The sequence below is a fragment of the Aquimarina sp. genome, from assembly GCF_977115655.1.
The window spans coordinates 1-24816 of record NZ_CDSBKO010000037.1 but is presented as its reverse complement, the minus strand read 5'-3'; the positions used below and the strand labels follow the sequence as shown (position 1 = coordinate 24816).

The 24816-nt window shown below is 34.8% G+C and carries 20 protein-coding genes; 5 read left to right on the top strand and 15 right to left on the bottom strand.

What is annotated here, in order from left to right; genetic code table 11:
* Positions 1–184 precede the first annotated feature (184 nt).
* Positions 185–1804, bottom strand: a complete 1620-nt coding sequence (locus ACZIYX_RS15140; RefSeq protein ID WP_462683097.1) for a DUF1501 domain-containing protein — start codon at positions 1802–1804, stop codon at positions 185–187.
* A gap of 7 nt (positions 1805–1811) precedes the next feature.
* Entirely contained in the window at positions 1812–3308 is a 1497-nt protein-coding gene (locus tag ACZIYX_RS15135; protein WP_462683096.1) for a DUF1800 domain-containing protein, read from the bottom strand.
* A 108-nt stretch (positions 3309–3416) separates the two neighbouring features.
* On the opposite strand from ACZIYX_RS15135, the gene ACZIYX_RS15130 reads away from it, so the two are divergent.
* The 4 genes from ACZIYX_RS15130 to ACZIYX_RS15115 all read left to right on the top strand — a co-directional run bounded on the left by ACZIYX_RS15130 (position 3417) and on the right by ACZIYX_RS15115 (position 7001).
* Positions 3417–4313 (top strand): S66 peptidase family protein, encoded by an 897-nt coding sequence (locus ACZIYX_RS15130; RefSeq protein ID WP_462683095.1) that lies wholly within the window; start codon positions 3417–3419, stop codon positions 4311–4313.
* A gap of 1 nt (position 4314) precedes the next feature.
* Positions 4315–4674, top strand: a complete 360-nt coding sequence (locus tag ACZIYX_RS15125) for a YraN family protein (protein WP_462683094.1) — start codon at positions 4315–4317, stop codon at positions 4672–4674.
* Positions 4675–4770: 96 nt separating this feature from the next.
* Positions 4771–5955 carry a helix-turn-helix domain-containing protein gene (locus tag ACZIYX_RS15120; RefSeq protein ID WP_462683093.1) on the top strand — a complete coding sequence of 395 codons (1185 nt, stop codon included), beginning with the start codon at positions 4771–4773 and terminating at the stop codon, positions 5953–5955.
* A 110-nt stretch (positions 5956–6065) separates the two neighbouring features.
* The gene (locus tag ACZIYX_RS15115; protein WP_462683092.1) at positions 6066–7001 is read left to right on the top strand and encodes an NHL repeat-containing protein; all 936 of its coding nucleotides are present in this window, start codon (positions 6066–6068) and stop codon (positions 6999–7001) included.
* A gap of 102 nt (positions 7002–7103) precedes the next feature.
* Here ACZIYX_RS15115 and ACZIYX_RS15110 read toward each other — a convergent pair whose 3' ends face one another.
* The 13 genes from ACZIYX_RS15110 to ACZIYX_RS15050 all read right to left on the bottom strand — a co-directional run bounded on the left by ACZIYX_RS15110 (position 7104) and on the right by ACZIYX_RS15050 (position 22294).
* Positions 7104–7946 (bottom strand): helix-turn-helix domain-containing protein, encoded by an 843-nt coding sequence (locus tag ACZIYX_RS15110; RefSeq protein WP_462683091.1) that lies wholly within the window; start codon positions 7944–7946, stop codon positions 7104–7106.
* A gap of 565 nt (positions 7947–8511) precedes the next feature.
* Positions 8512–9480 (bottom strand): toxin-antitoxin system YwqK family antitoxin, encoded by a 969-nt coding sequence (locus ACZIYX_RS15105; protein WP_462683090.1) that lies wholly within the window; start codon positions 9478–9480, stop codon positions 8512–8514.
* 151 nt (positions 9481–9631) lie between these two features.
* Positions 9632–10594, bottom strand: coding sequence for a toxin-antitoxin system YwqK family antitoxin (locus tag ACZIYX_RS15100; protein WP_462683089.1), 963 nt, complete (start codon positions 10592–10594; stop codon positions 9632–9634).
* Complete coding sequence (locus ACZIYX_RS15095; RefSeq protein WP_462683088.1) at positions 10594–10986, bottom strand: hypothetical protein; 393 nt, start codon at positions 10984–10986, stop codon at positions 10594–10596. Before ACZIYX_RS15095 ends, ACZIYX_RS15100 begins: the two co-directional genes overlap by 1 nt.
* A gap of 59 nt (positions 10987–11045) precedes the next feature.
* A complete protein-coding gene (locus ACZIYX_RS15090; RefSeq protein WP_462683087.1) occupies positions 11046–12014 on the bottom strand; it encodes a toxin-antitoxin system YwqK family antitoxin in 969 nt (322 codons plus the stop codon).
* Positions 12014–12397, bottom strand: a complete 384-nt coding sequence (locus tag ACZIYX_RS15085) for a hypothetical protein (RefSeq protein WP_462683086.1) — start codon at positions 12395–12397, stop codon at positions 12014–12016. The genes ACZIYX_RS15090 and ACZIYX_RS15085 overlap by 1 nt, the downstream gene beginning before the upstream one ends.
* A 59-nt stretch (positions 12398–12456) precedes the next feature.
* A complete protein-coding gene (locus tag ACZIYX_RS15080; protein WP_462683085.1) occupies positions 12457–13425 on the bottom strand; it encodes a toxin-antitoxin system YwqK family antitoxin in 969 nt (322 codons plus the stop codon).
* A 151-nt stretch (positions 13426–13576) separates the two neighbouring features.
* A complete protein-coding gene (locus ACZIYX_RS15075) occupies positions 13577–14545 on the bottom strand; it encodes a toxin-antitoxin system YwqK family antitoxin (protein ID WP_462683084.1) in 969 nt (322 codons plus the stop codon).
* Positions 14545–15477 carry a hypothetical protein gene (locus ACZIYX_RS15070; RefSeq protein ID WP_462683083.1) on the bottom strand — a complete coding sequence of 311 codons (933 nt, stop codon included), beginning with the start codon at positions 15475–15477 and terminating at the stop codon, positions 14545–14547. Before ACZIYX_RS15070 ends, ACZIYX_RS15075 begins: the two co-directional genes overlap by 1 nt.
* Positions 15478–15754: 277 nt before the next feature.
* A complete protein-coding gene (locus tag ACZIYX_RS15065) occupies positions 15755–16837 on the bottom strand; it encodes a hypothetical protein (RefSeq protein WP_462683082.1) in 1083 nt (360 codons plus the stop codon).
* Between the two features lie 113 nt (positions 16838–16950).
* Positions 16951–20298: a transcription-repair coupling factor gene (mfd, locus tag ACZIYX_RS15060; protein WP_462683081.1), complete on the bottom strand. Its 3348-nt coding sequence runs from the start codon at positions 20296–20298 to the stop codon at positions 16951–16953.
* 54 nt (positions 20299–20352) lie between these two features.
* Complete coding sequence (locus tag ACZIYX_RS15055) at positions 20353–21504, bottom strand: aminotransferase class V-fold PLP-dependent enzyme (RefSeq protein WP_462683080.1); 1152 nt, start codon at positions 21502–21504, stop codon at positions 20353–20355.
* A gap of 205 nt (positions 21505–21709) precedes the next feature.
* Positions 21710–22294, bottom strand: a complete 585-nt coding sequence (locus ACZIYX_RS15050) for an NAD(P)H-dependent oxidoreductase (RefSeq protein WP_462683079.1) — start codon at positions 22292–22294, stop codon at positions 21710–21712.
* A gap of 1100 nt (positions 22295–23394) precedes the next feature.
* Here ACZIYX_RS15050 and ACZIYX_RS15045 point away from each other — a divergent pair.
* A complete protein-coding gene (locus ACZIYX_RS15045; protein ID WP_462683078.1) occupies positions 23395–24651 on the top strand; it encodes a hypothetical protein in 1257 nt (418 codons plus the stop codon).
* Positions 24652–24816 lie beyond the last annotated feature (165 nt).

The following is a 24816-nucleotide window of genomic DNA, read 5'->3' as shown; positions in this document are numbered from 1 at the left end:
CACAAAGGTAATAATAAGAATTCAGACTATCAGAACCCAGAGACAAGACTTTTGTGTATTAATCTCGCTTCCTCTAGGTTTATAAAAATATGGTGTGAAACAGATCTTAATACTCATTGAAAAGCTTAATTTTTCAATGAGTATTTTTTAATAAGATTTGTTTTAAGGGTATTGGTTTTATATATCAAGAAATCAAGATAGACCTGCTGTAGTTACCCTTATTGGTTTCAATCCTGTATACATACGGTCCTGTACTTAATCTTGTATTTGCAGATTGCTTTACATCGATAACAAGCTCTCCTTCCATTACAACTTCGTTTCGTAAAGTAGCTACTTTTTGTCCTATCACATTGTATAAAGCAATATCCATGTGTGTAGTTTCTGGAGTTGCAATATTTATATATGTTTGATTATTGTTATAGGTAACAATATGGGTAATTCCATCCCCATCTGTAGGGATACCTGTGGTTCCGGAGCAATTAAAACCCAGATCTAAAGATTGGTAGGATCCTCCTAATAACACTCTGCCAACTGTAGTTTCGTCAATGCATAACCATTCTTTCAAAACGGTAGCATATACTTGTCTAAAGTCTGTAGTGTTAAATACATTACCTCCTCGGGTTAAGTTAGACAGATCCGGGTGCTCTCCAATAAAACCGTTTCCATTAAGAGCAGAGCCAAAAAACATAGTTGGTGCAGCAGTACCATGATCGGTTCCTAAAGATCCATTTTCTTTAAATCTTCTGCCAAATTCAGACATGGTCATAGTAAGTACTTTGTCGTCCCATCCTGCAGCAGTAAGATCTTTATAAAAAGTACTTATTGCTTCAGAAAAAGAATTAAGTAACTCCTGATGTCTTTGTGGTTGGTTATTATGGGTATCAAATCCTCCTAAAGTTACCAGATATATTTTGGTTCCCAGACCTCCTTTAATGAGTCTGGAAATAATACTTAGCTGCCTGCCTAAACTATCGTCCAGATATCCTGCAAAGTCTGTAGGCCCCGATCTTTCATAGGCAGCACTAATTACATCTGCATACGTAAATGTGGTATTGGTAACTTCTCTTAGGTGCCTTACTTTATCATCATACGTACATTCCCCAAGACCCTCGGTACTGTAAGAGGTTCCGTTTTGTGCAATTTGTAACAGTCTTGTAGGATCAGAAACGGCAAAAGAAAAATCATTTTCCGGGCCTTTAAAGATTAAATTTCCAATGCTTCCTATTTGTATAGATGGGGGACTGGCAGGTGGATTAAATATATAATCGGGGTAGATGTCCTGAAAATACCTTCCCATAAAACCGGTTCTGTCGTCTTGCAGCAAATTAGTATTGGCATAAATGTCGGATCCTTTAAAATGGGATAATGAAGAATCTTCATACCCAACACCATGTACAATTTTCATTTGTCCGTCTCCCCAAACGCTTTCTAGTTTGTTCATTGGTTTTGGCATAGCATAGTCATCGCTAAGAGAAATGAACTCGCTTGGCGGTATTTTTATCAAAGGTCTTGCATTGGCATAAATATCGTAATCGTATACAGGGATAATGGTGTTGAAACCATCATTTCCCCCACTTAACCGGCATAGAATTAAAATATTATCATTTTCGGCCTGACTAAGAGCTATAGATAGGGGGGAAGGTCTTGAAACAGAAAGCGGCGTGTTGGCAAGCATCATAGTACCTCCTCCTACAAGTCCTAATGCTTGTAAAAAAGATCTTCGGTTCCATTTTACATGATCTTCGGTATTACAAGATCCATCTTTTTTGGATGGTATAGTATGGGGTTTATTAGTATCGCACATAGGATTTTTATTTAAGTTGGAATTCAGGGATTTCTGCAATGTAATTTAGTAAAGCAGCAAATTGTTGAGATAACTCTGGATATCCTAGTGTCCATGTTCCGTCTTCAAAATAATTTTCGGGGATACCATCAATTTTAAATACTCCTAAAGCTTCTGCAAAAATAACGGGATCTGTTATCCCTCTTGGAAAGAAATAATAAAGAATAGTTTTTACTACAAGGTTTACATCGTTTGTAGTAATCATCAAATTTCCGTCTCCCGGTTCGCCGACAGGCATTCCTATTAAAAAATCTTTAAACTGATCTTGATTATGCTCCCATGCTCTGGACAGGATGTAGCGAATACTCTCCCAGCGACCAATTAGCAGATCAGGGCTAATCCAATCTTCGTCTCCCTGCCAGCCTTCAACATCTATGGGATTTAATACGTCTTGCCCCAGAATTCTGACGGTGTTTCTATAAAAATCAATATGATCCACATCTGCGGGTAAGGTAAATCCGATTTCGTTAAAAAAACTTATGTTTAAATCACAAGGGCTTTTTATTATTGCGCCTATAGCTTCTATATTAAAAAAATGTTCGCTTTTAAAAAGCTGTTTAAGTACTGTAGCAATATTATAATTGCTGCTTATAAAAGTTTGTGCCATTTCGGCAACAATAGCATCATTACAAGTTGGACTAACAAAATATCTGTACAGCTTTGCGCAAATAAAAGTTGCAACTTGTGTGCTTCTTTGTAGAAACAAGATATTGATAACATCATCATAAGTCCAATTTCCTGCTTGCCCGAAAATATTTTTGGATTCGTTGCTAAATTTGCTTGGGTCAAAAAGAATATCTCCCCATGGTATATCGTTTGTGTTTACATATCCCGTTAGCGCTTTTGCGGTTTCTTGTATGTCATTCTCTGTATAGCCATTATCCACTCCAAGAGTAAATAACTCGTACAATTCTCTGGCATAGTTCTCGTTGGGTCTGTCCCTTATGTTTTCATCCCCATTAAGATATACCAACATGGCATTGCATATACCAATATCATATACAAAATCCCTAAAACTGCCTAAAGCATGCATTTGCAAAAGGGTATAATATTGGGATTGATATGCAGGACTTCGATAGGTGTTATCTTCGGTAACAAAATGATTACTCCAGAATAAAGTAAGACGTTCTCTTACTTTATTTTGTAACAAATCCGTTATCATTTGCTTTTTACCTTCTTGTCTGTACTCAAAGGTTTCCAGTGGGGCATTTTCAAACTGATCTCTGTTCCAGAACCCCCATGCAGGCGGTGGTGTAGTGTTTAATGCAATAGCATCATCTATAAGCTGATCGACTAAGGCAGATGGGTTATTTTGTGCTAAAGCAGCTAATACCTCGGCTTTAGATGCGCCAAAGGCAATCCTGCGATATAAGTGATTGATCTTGCTTACATTCCATGGATTTGCTGGAGATGGTACATATTCTGCTAAGGAAGCTAGATTACAAGAAGTATCTGACATCATCATAGGCAATTAAAATTTAAAATAGAGTAGAAGGGACAAAATTGTGTACAATATAATAGATTATAACGAAAGTCTTTGTTAATTAGTGCCTCAAAATTGAAAATTTAAGATATGATTACCCCGGATTTTGTAAAAAAAGGAGATAAAATTGCTATTGTTTCTACTGCCAGAAAGGTGGATTTTAAAGAGATAAATGACGCTGTTGAAATACTTATATCCTGGGGATTACAACCAGTAACAGGTGCAACAATTGGTAAAGAAAATAATCAATTTGCCGGATCTGATCAGGAACGGGCATCTGATTTCCAAAAGATGTTAGAAGATAAAGAAATTAAGGCTATATGGTGTGCCAGAGGTGGGTATGGTACAGTAAGGATTGTTGATAAAATCGATTTTTCTACATTTATAAAACATCCAAAATGGGTTATTGGGTATTCTGATATTACAGTCTTACATTCTCATATCCATAATTTTGGAATAGCTACTATACATGCTCCTATGCCAATAGATATTCATAAAAATACTACCCAATCCATTAATTCCTTAAAAGATGCTTTGTTCGGAAAAAAAATCACATACAGAGTGCCTTCTTCCAAAAAAAATATTTTGGGTAAGTGTAAAGGGCAGTTAGTGGGTGGTAACTTATCGATATTATATTCTTTATGCGGTTCTGTTTCTTCGATAGACACTTCAGATAAAATTTTATGTATAGAAGATCTGGATGAATATCTATATCATATAGATCGGATGTTGCAAAACTTGAAACGTAATGGTTATTTTGAAAGATTATCCGGATTAATTGTTGGGGGGATGACCAATTTGCATGATAATAATTCCCCGTTTGGTAAAAAGTATAAACGAATTATTTTGGATATTGTAGAAGAGTATGGATTTCCTGTAGTATTTAAGTTTCCTGTGGGACATCTGGAAGATAACAGAGCATTGGTGCTTGGTGCAGAAGTGTCTTTAAAAATAGATAAGGACGAAGTGATTTTAGAGTATATATAATATGGCAGAACATAATGCTCTTGGTAAAAAAGGAGAAAAACTAGCAATCGATTTTTTAAAAGATAAAGGATATGATATTCTAGAAAAGAATTATCGTTATTTAAAGTCTGAAGTAGATATAATTGCTCAAAAAGAAGGGGTTGTAGTAGCAGTAGAGGTTAAAACCAGAAGTACACCAGAATTTGGAAACCCTCAGGATTTTGTGAAACCCAAACAAATTCAATCTTTGGTTAGAGCTGTTAATAATTATATAACAGATAATGATTTGGATGTAGAAGTACGTTTTGATATCATTGCCATTATAAAAAACAAATCAGGGACAAGAATTGAGCATCTGGAGGATGCTTTTTATCATTTTTGATTTTTTATGGTATTATGCAGAGGTGTGATTGTATGCATTCGGTCGAAAATTATTACCTAAAATCATAAATTTACATACCACTAAATACCTTAAATAATGCAGTCTTTTACATTTATAGATCTTATCCTGTTTTTAGGAATTAGTCAGGGAGTATTTTTGGCAGTAACTATTCAGATAATAAAAGATAAAAATAAGGAAGCCAATACCATACTTTCTATTATTTTATTGTTATCCGTTTTAATGTTATCCGGGCGAATGATTTTTTTTAGATTTTTGACCCCGAGGTTTTTACAATGGACCATCCTTATCGATGCAGTTATTTTTGTATTCGGTCCATTATGTTATATGTATTTTAGGAGGCTCTCCTTTTATAAAAATGAGGGCTTTAAACTTTCCTGGCAACATTACATACCTGTGATATTTCATGTTTTGTTTTCTATTTATATACTATATTTTACTCCTGTCGAGTTTATGGATAAGATTTCGTCAGGATTTTTTCAAATACCATTTGCCATTATCGAAGGAGCAGGAATTGTTTCAAATTTTTATTATTGGAGGTTAAATAACAGGCTTTTAAAAACATATATAAAAGAAGAAAAGAATGTGATTTCTTATAAACAAAGGTTGATGTCATTTTTTTCATTTTTTCAAATTTCCATCCTTATTTTCATCCTTTTCTGGATGATTAGCTTCTTGTCTCAAAATTTTTTCAACTATTTTATACCATTTATAAGTTATGATATAGTCTGGGCAGTAATTTCTGTATTTATATACGTTATAGGCTATTATAGTCTTAAAGAACCGGTGCTTTTTAGAGTGCCTTTACAGAAAGAAAAAATAAATGTACAGACACGAATAAAAAAAGTCCAGATTGCTGCTCTGGAAAAAGAACTGGATTATCTTATGGAAAAAGAAAAGATGTTTCTAAAACCTGATTTAACATTGCGTGAACTCTCTGAGCATTTAAACACATCGACCCATAATGTTTCCTGGTATCTTAATAATGTTTTGAACAGCAATTTTTATGATTACATAAATCGATACCGGGTACAGGAGTTTTTAACCAGAATAGAAAATAATCAACATTATCATCATACCATATTTGCCATTTCTTTGGATGTGGGTTTTAATTCAAAATCTACATTTAACAAAGCATTTAAGCAAGAAATGAAAGACACCCCCACAAATTATATCAAACAAGTCAACTACCTCGGGGCAAGCCCACGAGGCATTCAGCGGAAACACGATCTTAACATTTCGAGGCAAGCCTCGGAGAATTAAACTCCACAATGTGGATTAAAAGCGGTCTGAAAATATGTACGAGTACATCCAAACGGTCGATTTTTGGGTATTGCATTACTACTTTGGTGCAAAACTTAAAAATCACGAAAATGAAAACACGTATTAAAAAAACCAGAATTACAACAGTATTATTTTTTGCTTTATTGGTAGTGTCAACAACATTTATTTCTTGTAGTGGGGATGGATTGGATCCCAATCTTGAGGTAAAAACAATAGCTGCGGGTTTTTCTACAGGAAATGATGCCATTACGGTTGACCACCGGGGGAATATCTATGTATCAGAATATGGGCGATTTGTTAATACAGGCGGCAACGGAACCAAGGTTTTTAAAATAACACCAGATGGGGATGTTTCTGAATTTATAACCGGACTATCGGGGCCGTTGGGAAATGCAATGGATTTTGAAGGTAATTTTTATGTGGTAAATGCTAACAATACCGCTAATGGGGAGATTCTTAAAATAACCCCAGATGGTACCCGATCTGTATTGGCAACACTAGATGGTTGGCCGGCAGGATTAGCTTTAGATTATGAAAATAATGTATATGTATCTAATTTTTTAACCCCAACAGTACATAAAATAACACAAGATGGTGTAGTAACTGTTTATGGGTCTGATCCCCGATTAGCAGGAGGAGTAGGTATGGATTTTGATCGTAAAGGAAATTTGATTGTAGGAAACTATGCAACATCAGATATTTTATCTATTAAACCCAATGGTAATGTGTCATTACTAGCCAATATACCAGATATTGTAGTTAACGGATCTGGTATTGGATATATTACCGTAGTTGGAAACTCTGTTTTTGCAACTGGTATTGGAGTACATAAAATATTTAAGGTTTCTATGGATGGAAAGATAGAAGAATTTGCAGGTACAGGTAATGCCTCTGTAGTGGATGGCCTGCTAAAAGATGCGTCTTTTAATGCTCCTAACGGTATCACTTCGGATCCATATAACCAAGCGATTTATATATCAGAATATAAAGGGGATAGGGCAATAAGAAAAATAGCTTTGTATTAAAAGTATAACAGATATAATAAATAATCTTCAGTTTAAAAAAGAGGGGGATCTGAATTTTCAGAACCCCTCTTTTTCGTTTTTAAGCGCTAGAGAGATTAGATATTAATCTGTGTTGATTTCTTGCTGTTTTGCTTTTAGTAGTGTGTATACTTTATAAAGTAAAATAATCTCCAGCAAAATAGTAGGAGTAAGCAGAACTAAGCCAACTAATGCCAGAAATATAGTAACCATACAGCTATAAGTTACAATTTCAAAAATACCAGTTGTAGTCGCAATCCCTCCTAATCCTTTTTGTAACCGCAATACCGATATACCAAACAGGATTCCTATAACACCATAAGTTATTGCTTCTGCTCCAAGAACAAACTGATAATCAAAATCGTTTATATGAAGGGATAAAATATCGTAGATATAAAATACTACACAAATAAAAATAAAAAGAAATGCCGTAATACGTAATAAATAGTTTTTGAAAATTTTTGCGGTTAGGATGAACCCTCTTGTAAATAGAATAACCGAAGCCAGAATTACTAATTTTAAAATAATGTAGACAGCAGGGTTAGTTACCATTTCATCTTCATAGTACCTAAAATAATCTACGGCAAACTCTGCAAACCCCAGAATAAAATAAACAATTCCGCTAATCCATGCAATAGATAGCTGCCGTATTAAAAAACTAATTTCTTTACTATCATCGATGTCTAATAAAAGTAGTTTTTTAAACTTTTTGGTTACCAAAGAATCTTCGTATTTAATTTTTTCGAGATCATAATCCAGAGCAGATAAAATGGTTTTTATAGTATAGCTTCTTGGGGTTACTTCGCCTGCTTCGATACGTTGTATGGTTCGAACACTAATATTACATTGTTCTACCAACTCTTCTTGTGTTAGTCCTTTGGATTTTCTAAGTTCAGAAATTTTCTGACCTAATTCTGGCTGTTTCATAATGGGATTAATTTTCATTTTCTTCAGCAATATTAGTTTTCAGAGGATAGTTTTCAAATTTTTTGAGTTGTATTTGCCCCGACATTTACCCGACAAACCTGTAAAAACAAGGGTTTTTAGATCTCACAGGTGTTCACAAACCTGAGAGGTCTAAAGTAACAATTTTAATCTTTGGCTTTTGTTTATATATTAAAAATTACCCGATTCTGTATTTTTTGAAGTTGTAGTATTTGTTTTCTTAGTACATTATAAAAACTTATGCGATATAGAGATGAGCTGATTTGTCATTCCGTTGCAAAACGGAATCCACTCATGGATAACTCTAAGGCAAAATAGATTCCGACCTACGCTTTAAAAAGCTATTCTCGATACATTTTGTCTCCATTTTATTACGACAAAACACTCGAATTGACGCTTTTTTCATCTGTTTATATTTATTGTTTTTTAATGGTCAGATGGAATCGCCATATAATCATATCGGTGGGTATCAACCTTTTTGTTATGGCTTATTTCATAATTATTTTTCTAAATGCATAACAGATAGATTTTATATAAAAACAGATTTCTAATCTTTAGTAACCTCCACAGGAAACTCAAAGTATATTTGTTTAGTGTATGATGTTATGATACTGTCTTGATCTTTATCTAATTGTATAGGTTTACTTTCATCTACAAGAGTAAGCTTTTCTTTAAAATAGCCCCGTATGGTATCTTTTCCTGTTCGTTTGGGTTTCCAATAAAATGCCACTGTTTTTTTATAGTCTGTGGTATCTATAGGGTTTTGTAATACTGCCATGGGATTGGGGTGTTCTTTTAAACTTTGTATCTCTATAGCAGGGATACCCTCTTTTTCGCCAGGATCTTTTGCCCGGTTAGAAAAATCGGGAACAAAATTTGCTTGGGTATAGTCCTTTGGTAAAACAACGCTAACCGTGGTTTTTTCCTTATCTTCTTCATCAAAAGCAGAATCCTCGGTTTGAAAAAATGCATAGATAGAATCTGTTAATTGCAGTTTGTTTTTGTCAAAATGGTATTGTATACTTACCCCTTCGGTTAAGGTATCGCCTGTGGGTAAGGTAATCCACATCTGGTTGGTGTATTCTATACCATCAATGATTTTATACTCTTTGGTAAAATGGTGGTTGCCATCTTTATCATAGTTTTTCCAAATACCAACTTTTTGGTTATCAATATTTAGTGTGCCAGTTCGTTTCGTAATGCCTTCACGATGATAATCTTCGTAATAGATTAAGTAATCATTTAAAAAAAACTTTTTAATTTCGAGTTCTTTCTTATCATTATCATGATAATAATAGATAGTATCTTTAAGTTTTCCATCTGTGTACATAGTAGAATAAGAGACTCTTCCTGATGGATAATAAAAAATTACTTCTCCTTGTTTTACGGAATCCTTATTAATATGGTGAACTTCCTTTATTTTACCATTATCATGATATGTTACAACTTTAGTAAGTTTTTCTTTGCACCCTATTAGTAACATTGTTATAAATAGGTATAATATTTTTTTATGCATTAGTGGTATTTCTTGGTTAATTTTACTTCTATACGTACAGAACTATTACTACGATTAACATGATATGCAGAATCTTTTTGTGCCTGTTTATAGCCTTTTATGTCTTTGTTAAACCCGCTAAAATGTTGGTTAGAATCTCCTTTGTAAAAGTTTAATTTTTAGTAACCTCCACAGGAAACTCAAAGTATATTTTTTTATCTAGTACGGTAAGTATTCTATCCATATTTTTATTTTCTTCATCATTAGGGTCATAATATGAAAACTCTTCTTTAAAATAGCCCCGTATGGTATCTTTTCCTGTTCGTTTGGGTTTCCAATAAAATGCCACTGTTTTTTTATAGTCTGTGGTATCTATAGGGTTTTGTAATACTGCCATGGGATTGGGGTGTTCTTTTAAACTTTGTATCTCTATAGCAGGGATACCCTCTTTTTCGCCAGGATCTTTTGCCCGGTTAGAAAAATCGGGAACAAAATTTGCTTGGGTATAGTCCTTTGGTAAAACAACGCTAACCGTGGTTTTTTCCTTATCTTCTTCATCAAAAGCAGAATCCTCGGTTTGAAAAAATGCATAGATAGAATCTGTTAATTGCAGTTTGTTTTTGTCAAAATGGTATTGTATACTTACCCCTTCGGTTAAGGTATCGCCTGTGGGTAAGGTAATCCACATCTGGTTGGTGTATTCTATACCATCAATGATTTTATACTCTTTGGTAAAATGGTGGTTGCCATCTTTATCATAGTTTTTCCACAGACCTATTCTTTGGTCATCATCATTTAAAACTCCTTTTTGACCCATATTACCATTAGTATAGAAATCTTCGTAATAAGTAAAATCATTATTTAAAAAAAACTTTTTGAATTTGATATCATTTTTATCGTCATCTCGATAATAATATACCGTGTCTTTATAGTTTCCCTTAGTAAGATATGTTTTATAATAAACTCTTCCTGAAGGGAAATATGATATTTTTTCTCCATTTTCTATCGAATCCTTATCTATGTAATAGATTTCTTTTATACTACCATTATCATGATATGTTACAACTTTAGTAAGTTTTTCTTTGCACCCTATTAGTAACATTGTTATAAATAGGTATAATAATGTTTTAAGCATTAGTGATATTTCTTGGTTAGTTTAACTTCTATTTTTACAGAGGTATTAGATCGGTTTACATGATAGGCAGAATCTTTTTGTGCCTGTTTATAGCCCACAACATCTTTATTAAATCCACTAAGATGTCTGTCTGAAGATCGATCTATTTTTTTTGCATCAAAATTATAAGTAGTAGTATCTCTTGATATCCCTTCATCTACCTGCTTAACTTTTTTTACGCTATCAATTTTCTGATTTCTATCATCCTCCCCCCCAAAAGCATCGTCAATTTTTATATAATGCCCAAGCAGGGATTTAAAATTATAGGTAATAGCATAAACAGATTCCATAATGTTATCGGATAATTTTTTAAAAGGGCCACCAAATTTTCGTACCCCCGGGTCGCCCCACATATCGTCTGCCCCGTTGCGGTGCCTGTCGCTTTTTACTTTTATCTAAATAATAACCATTTCTAATCTTTAGTAACCTCCACAGGAAACTCAAAGTATATTTGTTTAGTGTATGATGTTATGATACTGTCTTGATCTTTATCTAATTGTATAGGTTTACTTTCATCTACAAGAGTAAGCTTTTCTTTAAAATAGCCCCGTATGGTATCTTTTCCTGTTCGTTTGGGTTTCCAATAAAATGCCACTGTTTTTTTATAGTCTGTGGTATCTATAGGGTTTTGTAATACTGCCATGGGATTGGGGTGTTCTTTTAAACTTTGTATCTCTATAGCAGGGATACCCTCTTTTTCGCCAGGATCTTTTGCCCGGTTAGAAAAATCGGGAACAAAATTTGCTTGGGTATAGTCCTTTGGTAAAACAACGCTAACCGTGGTTTTTTCCTTATCTTCTTCATCAAAAGCAGAATCCTCGGTTTGAAAAAATGCATAGATAGAATCTGTTAATTGCAGTTTGTTTTTATCAAAATGGTATCGTATGCTTGCTCCCTCTGTTAAGGTATCGCCCGTAGGCAAGGTCACCCACATCTGGTTGGTGTGTGCTTTACCATCAATAATTTTATACTCTTTGGTAAAATGGTGGTTGCCATCTTTATCATAGTTTTTCCATAAACCGATTCTTTGTTTGTCTTTCGTAAAATAGCCTAGTTGTCGCAAGTTCCCATTCTTATGGTGATCTTCATAATAGATTGATCCATTATCGTGAAAAAACTTTATTATTTCGATAATAGAACCTTTTTCATCTCTATAATAATATATAGTATCTTTAAATTTACCATTTGTATATCTGGTTTTCAAAGAAATTCTTCCGCTGGAAAAATATTCTATATTTTCTCCATGTCTTACAGAGTCCTTATCTATATAGTAAGTTTCTTTTATATTACCATTTTCATAATATGTTACAACTTTAGTAAGCTTGTCTTTACAACCTAGTAATACGATTAGTATAAATAGATATAATAATGTTTTAAGCATTAGTGGTATTTCTTGGTTAGTTTCACTTCGATTTTAACAGAGGTATTAGATCGGTTTACATGATATGCAGAATCTTTTTGTGCCTGATTATAGCCCTTTATGTCTTTGTTAAACCCGCTAAAATGTTGGTTAGAATCTCCTTTGTAATAATTTACATCCAAAACATGTGTAGTTGTATCCTCTGGGGATGTTCTATTTTCTATTACTTTTAATTTATTATTTTCCTCTTTTCTTTCCCCACCCCCAAAAGCATCGTCAATTTTTATATAATGCCCAAGCAGGGATTTAAAATTATAGGTAATAGCATAAACAGATTCCATAATGTTATCGGATAATTTTTTAAAAGGGCCACCAAATTTTCGTACCCCCGGGTCGCCCCACATATCGTCTGCCCCGTTGCGGTGCCTGTCGCTTTTTACTTCGATCTAAATAATAACCATTTCTAATCTTTAGTAACCTCCACAGCAAACTCAAAGTATATTCTTTTAGTGTATGATGTTATGATACTGTCTTGATCTTTATCTAATTGTATAGGTTTACTTTCATCTACAAGAGTAAGCTTTTCTTTAAAATAGCCCCGTATGGTATCTTTTCCTGTTCGTTTGGGTTTCCAATAAAATGCCACTGTTTTTTTATAGTCTGTGGTATCTATAGGGTTTTGTAATACTGCCATGGGATTGGGGTGTTCTTTTAAACTTTGTATCTCTATAGCAGGGATACCCTCTTTTTCGCCAGGATCTTTTGCCCGGTTAGAAAAATCGGGAACAAAATTTGCTTGGGTATAGTCCTTTGGTAAAACAACGCTAACCGTGGTTTTTTCCTTATCTTCTTCATCAAAAGCAGAATCCTCGGTTTGAAAAAATGCATAGATAGAATCTGTTAATTGCAGTTTGTTTTTGTCAAAATGGTATTGTATACTTACCCCTTCGGTTAAGGTATCGCCTGTGGGTAAGGTAATCCACATCTGGTTGGTGTATTCTATACCATCAATGATTTTATACTCTTTGGTAAAATGGTGGTTGCCATCTTTATCATAGTTTTTCCACAGACCTATTCTTTGGTCATCATCATTTAAAACTCCTTTTTGACCCATATTACCATTAGTATAGAAATCTTCGTAATAAGTAAAATCATTATTTAAAAAAAACTTTTTGAATTTGATATCATTTTTATCGTCATCTCGATAATAATATACCGTGTCTTTATAGTTTCCCTTAGTAAGATATGTTTTATAATAAACTCTTCCTGAAGGGAAATACGATATTTTTTCTCCATGTTCTATCGAGTCCTTATCTATGTAATAGATTTCTTTTATACTACCATTATCATGATATGATACAACCTTAGTAAGTTTTTTTTTGCACCCTATTAGTAACATTGTTATAAATAGGTATAATAATGTTTTATGCATTAGTGGTATTTTTTGGTTAGTTTTACTTCTATACGTACAGAACTATTACTACGATTTACATGATAAGCAGAATCTTTTTGCGCCTGTTTATAGCCCACAACATCTTTATTAAACCCGCTAAAATGTTGGTTAGAATCTCCTTTGTAAAAGTTTAATCTTTAGTAACCTCTACAGCAAACTCAAAGTATATTCTTTTAGTGTATGATGTTATGATACTGTCTTGATCTTTATCTAATTGTATAGGTTTACTTTCATCTACAAGAGTAAGCTTTTCTTTAAAATAGCCCCGTATGGTATCTTTTCCTGTTCGTTTGGGTTTCCAATAAAATGCCACTGTTTTTTTATAGTCTGTGGTATCTATAGGGTTTTGTAATACTGCCATGGGATTGGGGTGTTCTTTTAAACTTTGTATCTCTATAGCAGGGATACCCTCTTTTTCGCCAGGATCTTTTGCCCGGTTAGAAAAATCGGGAACAAAATTTGCTTGGGTATAGTCCTTTGGTAAAACAACGCTAACCGTGGTTTTTTCCTTATCTTCTTCATCAAAAGCAGAATCCTCGGTTTGAAAAAATGCATAGATAGAATCTGTTAATTGCAGTTTGTTTTTGTCAAAATGGTATTGTATACTTACCCCTTCGGTTAAGGTATCGCCTGTGGGTAAGGTAATCCACATCTGGTTGGTGTATTCTATACCATCAATGATTTTATACTCTTTGGTAAAATGGTGGTTGCCATCTTTGTCATAGTTTTTCCATAGACCGATTCTCTGATCATTTTTATTAGATAATCCTTCTTGTTTTAGTTTACCATTTATATAAAAATCTTTATATAAATAAGTTCCGTTATTAAAATAATAATTTTGAACTTCAACTATATTTTTCTCTTCGTCTCTATAGTGATAAATAGTATCGCTAAAACTACCATCCCTATATTTTCCTTTCAATTTTATTCGATTATTTGAAAAATAAATTTTTACTTCTCCTTGCTTTACGGAATCACTATCTAAAAAATAAATTCTTTCTATAGAACCGTTATCGTAATATTTTACAACCTTAGTAAGTTTTTCTTTGCACCCTATTAATAACATTGTTGTAAATAGGTATAATAATGTTTTAAGCATTAGTGGTATTTTTTGGTTAGTTTTACTTCTATACGTACAGAACTATTACTACGATTTACATGATAAGCAGAATCTTTTTGCGCCTGTTTATAGCCCACAACATCTTTATTAAACCCGCTAAAATGTTGGTTAGAATCTCCTTTGTAAAAGTTCACATCTAATCTATGTGTAGTAGTGTCATTTGAGAATTTGTTTTTTTGTTCATTAGTGTTTTTTACTACTTCTTGTTTGGAACTTCTTTTCTCTTCCCCCCCAAAAGCATCGTCAATTTTTATATAATGCCCAAGCAGGGATTTAAAATTATAGGTAATAGCATAAACAGATTCCATAATGTTATCGGATAATTTTTTAAAAGGGCCACCAAATTTTCGTACCCCCGGGTCGCCCCACATATCGTCTGCCCCGTTGCGGTGCCTGTCGCTTTTTATACCATCCATACTAGGGTTATTGCCCCACCAAGGATCAAAAGCTGCATTTTTGGTTAGTTTATCCCTCCAGCTTTGCCCCTGGCCAGTGTTCCTTTTAACATCTTTGTACACATCTTCCCACTTGCAAAAAGTATTGTTCCATTTATAAAATTTTCTGGATCCTTTTGGGTATTCGCAAAGCTGCCCGTTCTCGGTACCCGGGTAGCCGGGGCCACCGTATTTAAAAATGTTCTGCCTTTGTTTGTGTTTTATTACAATCTCTCCTTTAACTACGCCCCCACCGGTACTAACGTGGCGGTACGATGCACTTTTGATCTCGGTATCGCTGTTATAACTGCTATTAAAGATAAGGCTGTTGGATAGTATGCGCATGCGATTGCTTACAGAGTTTGCTACTGCCTCTTCTATATTTTGGCAATCTGGGTCGTTTATAATAGGGGGTGCAACTTCTTTTAAAGATTTTTGGATATTGTTTTTAATTTCGTTGGATAGGTTGGTAGTCATCTTGCTTTAGGTTTTAGAGTTTTTTTTTGGATTTGATGGTTGCAATTATATAAAGAACGTATGGGGTATGTTTGCGATAAGAATGCCGTACAAATATATTTGGATTTTTATACCTGTACAACGTTTTTTATGATAACATAGTACAATGCAGGGGCACAATGGTAAATCCCCTGTGTATAAAGACAGAACAGGGAATTTGGATTTTTATTGCGCATTGCGGAGGTTGATTCTCCCCGGGTTTGCGCCAAAAACAAAACATGTTTTTAAGGGCATGCTTTTACGGGGTTGTTGGTTTTTCTGTATTTTTTGAAGTTGTAGTATTTGTTTTAGGTATTTTGTAAAGCGCTCGTTTTGTTTCCTCGCCCCTATAGATAATTGCTGCTGCGTCTTCTATTTTTCTTAATAGATCATACAAACTGTTAAGGTGTATAATTCTGGACTCTGTGGTAATGGTACGGTTTCCTTTTAGGTTTTCTTGTTTTGTGTTGGCATCTCGCAAAGCTGTAGACAAAGGTTCTGCCTGATCCAGTAAAGAGGCGGGAGTACCCGTAGCTATCAATTCTGCACGATGGGTATAAATGGTATGCGACAGGCTCTCCATAAATTGAATAAGCCTTGGTTGCGAACCAAAAATTTCCCTAAAACGATTAATCCCAAACTGTTGTTGTATGGCAGGGTGGTTTGTAAAGGATTTTTTTACCCAGTATTTTAGGTCTTCCATATAGGTTTTGCAATTATCCATCTCTTTGTTTACAATATCTGTCTGTACCTTTAGCTGTGTTTTGCCAACAGTATCCCCACCTTCTATAAAGGCATCGGTTACTTTTTGTTTTACTGTATTGAGAAAAGTAGCAGGAAATTCTACCGGATCAAAGGTGGTAAATTGGTTAATGTCATTTTCTAGATATCCAATAATGGTATCTGCTGTTTCTAATAGAATGGCATCGCTCATTCCATACTTTCGTTGCATCATAAATGATAGTTTTAAAAATGAATATTTTGTATACAAGGATTGCAGAACGAATAGGTAGGATATTGATGTTCTATGCCTTTTGAGGGGGTATAACGGTATTATAGATAAAATATTGTGTGGTTTAAAAAAAATATTGGGAACCTCTGGCAAAACATTCTGCGGGTACTGTGGATCGTCCTGTACCTCTAGCGGGTCATTCTGCGGGTACTGTGGATCGTCCTGCACCTCTAGTGGGTCATTCTGCGGGTACTGTGGATCGTCCTGCACCTCTAGTGGGTCATTCTGCGGGTACTGTGGATTGTCCTGCACCTCTAGTGGGTCATTCTGCGGGTACTGTGGATTGTCCTGCACCTCTAGTGGGTCATTCGAGAAGGAATATACTTCCAACTTCCGACCCCCGACCTCCGACTTCCAACTTCCGACCTCGGACACCCGACTCCCGTCTTCCGACCTCGGACACCCGTCTTCCAACTTCCAACCTCGGACCTCAGACACCCAACTTAAGACTTCGTAGCAAAAGGTTGCAATACCTGCAATGCTTTATCTATAGAGGTTACTTTTTCAAAAGTTAGTAATAACCGCAAACCGTTTCGTGTATTTTTTTCCTTCATTTTACAAACTGCCGGATTTTGCTGTACAAATTGTAGCACTCTGGTAAATGCAGGGGTTTGGTAAAAGCCGGATTGTTGGTCGCTAATAAAATAGCCGATCAACTTATTCTGTTTCATAATTATCTTTTCTAACCCCATAGAGGTGGCAATCCATTTTATTCTAACAGAGTTTAATAAATCTTCGGCAGGATCTGGCAATTCTCCAAAACGGTCTACTAACCGCTTTTGGTATTCCTGTAGTTCTTCTTCTTTTTTGATGGTATTAAGTTCGGTATACAGATTTAATCTTTCGGTAATGTTATTGATATAGTCATCGGGAAAAAGCAATTCAAAATCCGTATCGATTTGGGTATCTTTTAAGTATACTTTTTCTTTTTTATCGTCTTTATATAGCTCTGCAAACTCATTTTCTTTAAGCTCTTCGATAGCTTCCGATAGTATTTTTTGATAGGTTTCAAAACCAATTTCGTTAATAAACCCGCTTTGTTCTCCCCCCAATAAATCTCCTGCTCCACGAATTTCCAGATCTTTCATGGCAATATTTAAACCGCTGCCCAGATCAGAGAATTGCTCTAGTGCGGTAATACGTTTTCTGGCATCTTCGGTCATGGCAGAATAGGGTGGAGTGATAAAATAACAAAAAGCCTTTTTGTTGCTACGACCTACGCGCCCGCGCATTTGATGCAGATCAGACACCCCAAAATTGTTTGCATTATTAATAAAAATAGTATTAGCATTAGGTACATCCAAGCCACTTTCGATAATGGTAGTAGAAACCAGAACATCAAACTCGCCATTCATAAAAGAAAGCATAAGACCTTCGAGTTTTTTGCCTTCCATTTGTCCATGACCAATACCAATTTTTGCATCCGGCACCAATCGTTGTACCATACCTGCTACCTCTTTGATGTTTTCGATTCTGTTATGAATAAAAAACACCTGTCCACCACGCTGTATCTCGTAGCTCACAGCATCCCTAATGGTTTCTTCGTTAAATCGTATTACATTGGTTTCGATAGGATATCGATTGGGCGGGGGAGTGGTAATGGTAGATAAATCCCTGGCAGCCATTAAACTAAACTGTAATGTTCTTGGTATAGGTGTAGCCGTTAGGGTTAAGGTATCTACATTTTCTTTTATGGTTTTTAATTTATCTTTTACCGATACTCCAAATTTTTGTTCTTCATCTATAATAAGCAGCCCAAGATCTTTAAATTGTACATTTTTGTTTACCAGTTGGTGCGTACCTATAATAATATCTACTTTTCCTGCAGCCAGACCTTCGAGGGTTTCTTTTTTTTGTTTTGCAGAGCGAAAACGATTTAAATAATCTACCGTTACCGGAAAATCCTTAAGCCGCTCTCTAAACGTTTTTGCATGCTGAAATGCAAGAATGGTAGTAGGAACCAAAACTGCTACTTGTTTCCCATTATCTACTGCTTTAAAAGCGGCACGAATAGCGACTTCGGTTTTACCAAATCCAACGTCCCCGCAGATAAGCCTGTCCATTGGGCGTTCACTCTCCATGTCTGCTTTTACAGCTTCTGTTGCGGTAATTTGATCCGGGGTATCTTCGTATATAAACGAGGCTTCCAGCTCATGTTGCATATAACTGTCGGGATGGTACTGAAATCCTTTTTGTAGCCTTCGCTTTGCGTATAATTGTATAAGGTTAAAGGCTATATGTTTAACTCTGGATTTTGTTTTTTCTTTAAGGGTTTTCCAGGCTTTAGAGCCTAGTTTGTATACCTGTGGTGGTTTGCCGTCTTTGCCATTGTATTTGGTAATTTTATGAAGTGAATGAATACTTAGATACAGCACGTCTCTTTCTCCATAAATTAATTTTATGGCTTCTTGTTTTTTACCGTCTACATCAATTTTTTGTAACCCTCCAAATTTACCAATACCATGATCGATATGTGTTACATAATCTCCTACCTCCAGATTGGTAAGTTCTTTTAACGTGATTGCTTGTTTTTTGGCGTACCCGTTTTTAAGATGAAACTTATGGTATCGTTCAAATATCTGGTGATCGGTATAACAAACTATTTTAAGGTCGTGGTCTATAAATCCCTGAAAAGCAGAAAACACCACCGTTTCATATTGTTTTACATCCAGATCGGCATCGTCAAAAATATCATGAAAACGTTTTGCCTGTTGCTCACTTACACAAAAGATATAATTTTTATAACCAGCTTCCCGATTTTCATTTAGATTTTCAATTAATAAATCAAATTGTTTATTAAAAGAAGGCTGCGGTTTTATGTCAAATTTTATAGCATAATCTGCTTTGGTTACAGGGCGATTACTTATTTCTATTAAAGTGAAACCCAATAACTGTGTATTTAAATCTTGCGAAGAAGCAAAAAGCTCTGCAGGAGTAGCATGTTTTATATCTTTGGATAGTGTTTGAAAAGCTTCTTGTGCTTTTTCGAAATTTTTATCGATTCTTGCCGAAATCAAATCCATATCCTTAGCAAGGATGATAGTGTCTGAAGATATATATTTTAAAAAGCTTTCTCTGGTTTCTTGTATCGCTTTGTTTTCGACATTAGGGATAATAGATATTTTTTTAATCTGGTCGGTAGATAGTTGTGTTTCTACATCAAAAGTTCTAATACTGTCTACTTCGTTACCAAAAAACTCGATTCGGTAGGGTTCGTCATTACTAAAAGAAAAAACATCTACAATTCCGCCACGAACCGAAAACTCTCCTGGTTCGGTTACAAAATCCACTCTTTTAAACCGGTATTCAAACAATACTTCATTTACAAAATCCAGAGAAAGGGTGTCGTTAAGATTAATTTTCAGAGTGTTTTTTTCTAGTTCTTTTCGGGTTACCACCTTTTCAAACAAAGCATCCGGATAGGTAATAATCAGAGCTGGTTTTTTTCTGGAATTGATTCGGTTTAATACCTCGGCTCTTAAAAGCACATTGGCATTGTCGGTTTCTTCGATTTGGTATGGTCTGCGATAACTGCCGGGATAAAAAAGTACATTTTTATCGCCAAGCAATTGCTCCAGATCATTAAGATAATATGCAGCTTCTTCTTTATCATTAAAAATACAGAGAAAAGGTTTTTCAGCTTGTTTAAAACTGTTTTCAATAATAAAGGATAACGACGAGCCAATACTTCCTTGCAGATGTATTTTTGTTTCGGGCCGGGCAATAGCTTTTTGCAGTTTCTGTAACGGTAGAGACTGTATAAAAGTTTGCGAGATTATAGATGCACTCACGTAGCAGATTTTGAGACAAATATAAGAGCAATATCAATTTAAGACAAAGAGATCTTAGATTTCTTGACGTATTTGTGCTACTAATTTGTTAAAATCCTCTTCAGAATTATATACATTAGGAGAAACCCGCATGGCTTTTCCTCTAAAAGAGACAAATATATTTTGTTGTTGTAATCTGGCTTTTAGATTTTCTACATCTATGTTTTCGGGCAAGTATACGCCAAAAAGATGGTGTGCTCTAAAGTTGTCCTCTTCTATAAAACATCCCAGCTCTCTAAGTTCTTGTACTGCCTTTGTAGATATAGTTTTACAGTATTGTTGTATCGCTGCCGGGGTCCATTCTATTAATTGCTCTATTGCTTTAATGAGCATAGGGGTGAGTATAAAATTACTGGATTCTCCAACAGAGTATCGTGCAGCTTTTTCCTGAAAACGGTCTTCATATTTGGTTAATCCGGTAAAATCTTCGCTGTTATAACGATTCATCCAGTTATGCTCTATAGGAGTGCCGTTATTAAAAGCATCACTGTAATATGCCATGCCTATAGAGTAAGGCCCCATTAGCCATTTATATCCTCCACAGATTAGTGCATCCGGCTCTATTTCTTTAACAGAAAACGGTAAAGCACCCACGCTTTGTGTACCATCTATAACCAAATAGCTATTCATGCTTTTGGTTTTTGCCCGTATGGCTTTTAGGTCAAATAAAGTACCATCTGCCCAGTGCACATTACACATTGCTACTACTGCCGTTTTTTTAGAGATTGCATTTAAGATGTTTTGATTCCATTTTGCTCCGCGATCCTTAAAATCTTTTGGCGGTTTTATGACAGTTATAGAAACTTCGTATTTTTTAGCTACCTCTTGCCACGCATACACATTGCTGGGAAACTGCTCGTCTACTAAGATAATCTCCTCTCCTTTTTGAAAAGGGATATTGTTGGCAGCGTTTGCAATACCATAGGATGCCGAGGGTATGATGGCCATGTTTTTATAATCGGGAGCATCTACCAAAGTTGCAAAACGTTGTTTTAGTATTTCTTTTTGAGTAAAAAAATCTTCGGGGGTGATTTTATAAGGTTGTCCTTTTTGAGCAACAGTGTTTAGCCCAACCTGGGTTACGGATTTTAACTGCGGAGACATGTAAGCTCCGTTTAAATAGGTACTATCTTCAGAAAGATCAAACAGGTGTTTTTGTTGTTGCATATATAGTTTTTTTATACGTAAATGGTTAATATCATACAGGGGGTACGACAAATTTCTTTTTTTTAGATTAGAGCGTGACCACAAGGGTCGGGCTTTCCGTTTCAATTCCTCGCACCTCCTTCGTCGGGCTGTGGGATTTACACTATAATCCCTCACGCAAAATTTTAAATCCCTTCGCGGCAAAATACATTGAAGTTTACTTTGCTTATCTATTTTTGAATCCTAAAGCTTCGATTTTGTGCAGCCATTTTTTTCGGTATTCTTCTTTAGATAGCCGTATTGGTCCTATAGTCGTTATTTTTACTTTTTTGACCCCGGTAAATTGCATGGTTAATTTTTTCATTGCATTATGACTGGGGCTTCGATACACCCATTTGTAATACCATGCCGGTTGATCTAATGTACAAATTAATCGAGCAGTTTTTCCTGTTAGATATTTATCCCACCAAACAGAGCCTTCTCTTTTCTTAAAAGCAAACCCGGGAATAAAGGTTCGATCTATAAAACCTTTCATAATTGCAGGAACAGATCCCCACCAAACAGGATATACCCATACCAAATGATCTGCCCATTTTATAAGCTCTTGTGCGTTTAATAAGTCTGGTTCAAGTTCTGTTCTTTTTCGATATCCAAATTGTAGGTTTGGGTTAAAGGTTAACTCTCTTATTTTTATTTCTTTTATCTCGGCCCCGGATTTTCCCCCTCCTGTTTTATATGCTTCAGAAATTGCATAATTGAAACTCTCCTTATCCGGATGCCCATTTATTATCAGTATTTTTTTCTTTTCCATCTTTCTTTTTCAATTTAACTTAAAAATAAGTTTGTTGTTATAAAAGTAGGTATTCAGGGCGCTTTGCAGGTTTTTTTACAGGTTAAAAATTTCTTAATTAAGATGTAGAGCAGAAGTTTTATTTAAAAAAAACCTGTTTTTTTCGTCAGTGTCGGAAGATGAAACTGACATGTATTAATATTGTAGTATAAAAAGGGTAACAAAACTATAGGATAAGACATATAATAAAAAAAGAAGACATTTAATGGTAACAAAATTATGGGATAAGACATATACATAAAAGGAGGATGTCTAAAAGTTGAAAATAGTTAGTCTTCGATACACTCGTTAGACGGATATGTTGCTTTTTAGACATCCTCAAAGAAACTCCATTTTTTTATCTCTGAACGGGTAGGACTAAGTCAGAATAAAATTTTGGAAGTAATGGGTACGGTTACCCCTTTTACGTTCAGCGGTAAGCTGATTTTTTGCAATTCTTAAAATCTTCCCGTACATAAGTATGGGAGGGTTTTTTGATGTAAAATATAAAAATTTTAGGATTTGGACAGGTATATCCATAAAAATAGAAACAGATTGTAAAATATTGTAATAAAAGAGGTAACAAAATTATGGGATAAGACATATACATAATAAAGGATGCCTAAAAAGTTAAAAATAGTATGGTTTATTAGCCTTACAACAGATATTGTTTTTTAGACATCCTCAAAGAAAATCCATTTTTTTATCTCTAACCGGGGTAGGACTAAGTCAGGATAAAATTTTGGATATTAATGGGTAGGGTTACCCCTTTTACGTTCAGCGGTAAGCTGATTTTTTGCAATTCTTAAAATCTTCCCATGCATAAGTATGGGAGGGTTTTTTGATTTAAAATATAAAAAGTGTCAAATTTTAAATGAACATAAAGAACGAAATGTTAATGGATTATAATTTGGTTAACAATTTGAGTATCAATATACGGTTTTGCCATAATGTTTTTATATTTGCGGATTTTTGTAGCTATCCCAAAATAAAGAAGGTGAAATCATAGATAAAAGCAGAGGAACAAAAGCTTAAAAAACAAGAAACCAGATTTTTATTAAAAAGGAAATAACAATATAATTATGAAAAAAAATCTATTTAGTATTCTAATATTTATATCGACGGTTAGTATTGCACAGACTAATACCTTTCCCACAAGTGGAAATGTTGGGATAGGTACAACTTCTCCCTCTTCTAAATTACATATAGCCGGGGATGGAGAAATTATTAAACTTCAAAACACTGCTTATGAAGATACAGAAAACGGGTTTGTTGGTTGGTTAGGGGGTTATGATAAAAGTGGAGATGAAGTATGGTGGATTGGAGAAGGGAGTGGTAATGATAAAGTTTTAGGTTTTTATACAAATAGGCCCGGGTATGACTTAAATATTTTTAATAAACAAAAAGGTATAGTCATTAAAGATAACGGTAGTATTGGTATAGGTACTTCAAATCCAGATAATGTACAAAATTGGCATGGTGCATTAGATGTTCATGGTTTGGAACATTCTAAAATTTTGGCTACCAGTAATACGGGAGGAGTAAAAACAGGGATATTTTCCCACGGTGCTAATTGGAGTGGAATAGTTGGAAGATTAGGCACAGAAAGCAATCATGATTTACGATTAATGGCGGGTTATGGTAGAGATCAATTTACTCTTACCACTAATGGTAATGTAGGTATAGGAACAACTTCTCCTTCTCAAAAATTAGAAATTGTTAATCCTGCTGCTTTTAATGTTAATATGGAAAATCAAGGTCAGGATCATATTTCGTTAGTTTCAAATGATCCTGGAAACGGAGGTTTTTATGGAGGGATTACTTGGATGTCTAGTGATAGAAGAAGAGCAGCAATAGCAGCAACCCGAGAGCATACAGATGCAGATTATGTAGGATTAGCGTTTTTTACACAAGGTACAGATGGCCCTGGTCCTATGGCCGAAAGTATGAGGATTACACGATATGGTAATGTTGGTATAGGTACTACCACACCAGACGCAAAGCTTACAGTAAAAGGAAAAATCCATGCCGAAGAGGTAAAAGTAGATCTTAGTGTTCCCGGACCAGATTATGTATTTAAAAAAGGATATGATTTATTAACCATAGAAGAAGTACAAAATCATATCAAACAAAAAGGGCATTTACCTAATATACCCTCTGCAACCCAAATGGAAAAAGAAGGAATAGAATTAGGGGTTATGAATATGAAACTATTAGAAAAAATAGAAGAACTAACCTTATATACCATTGCACAAGAAAAACAATTAAATATACAAGAACAAAAAAACAAAGAACTAGAAGCACGTTTAGAAAAAATAGAAGCCCGATTAAAACGGTAAGTCAAGAAGCTAAAAACAAAAAAGTTTCAATCACCTGACATCCGTCATCGGTCACCCGGCTTCCGGCTCAAAAACAGAACAACAAAAAAAACCGGACCTCGGTCATCCGGCATCCGGCTTAAAACAGAGAAAAAAACAACCCCGGACCTCGGTCACCCGTCATCC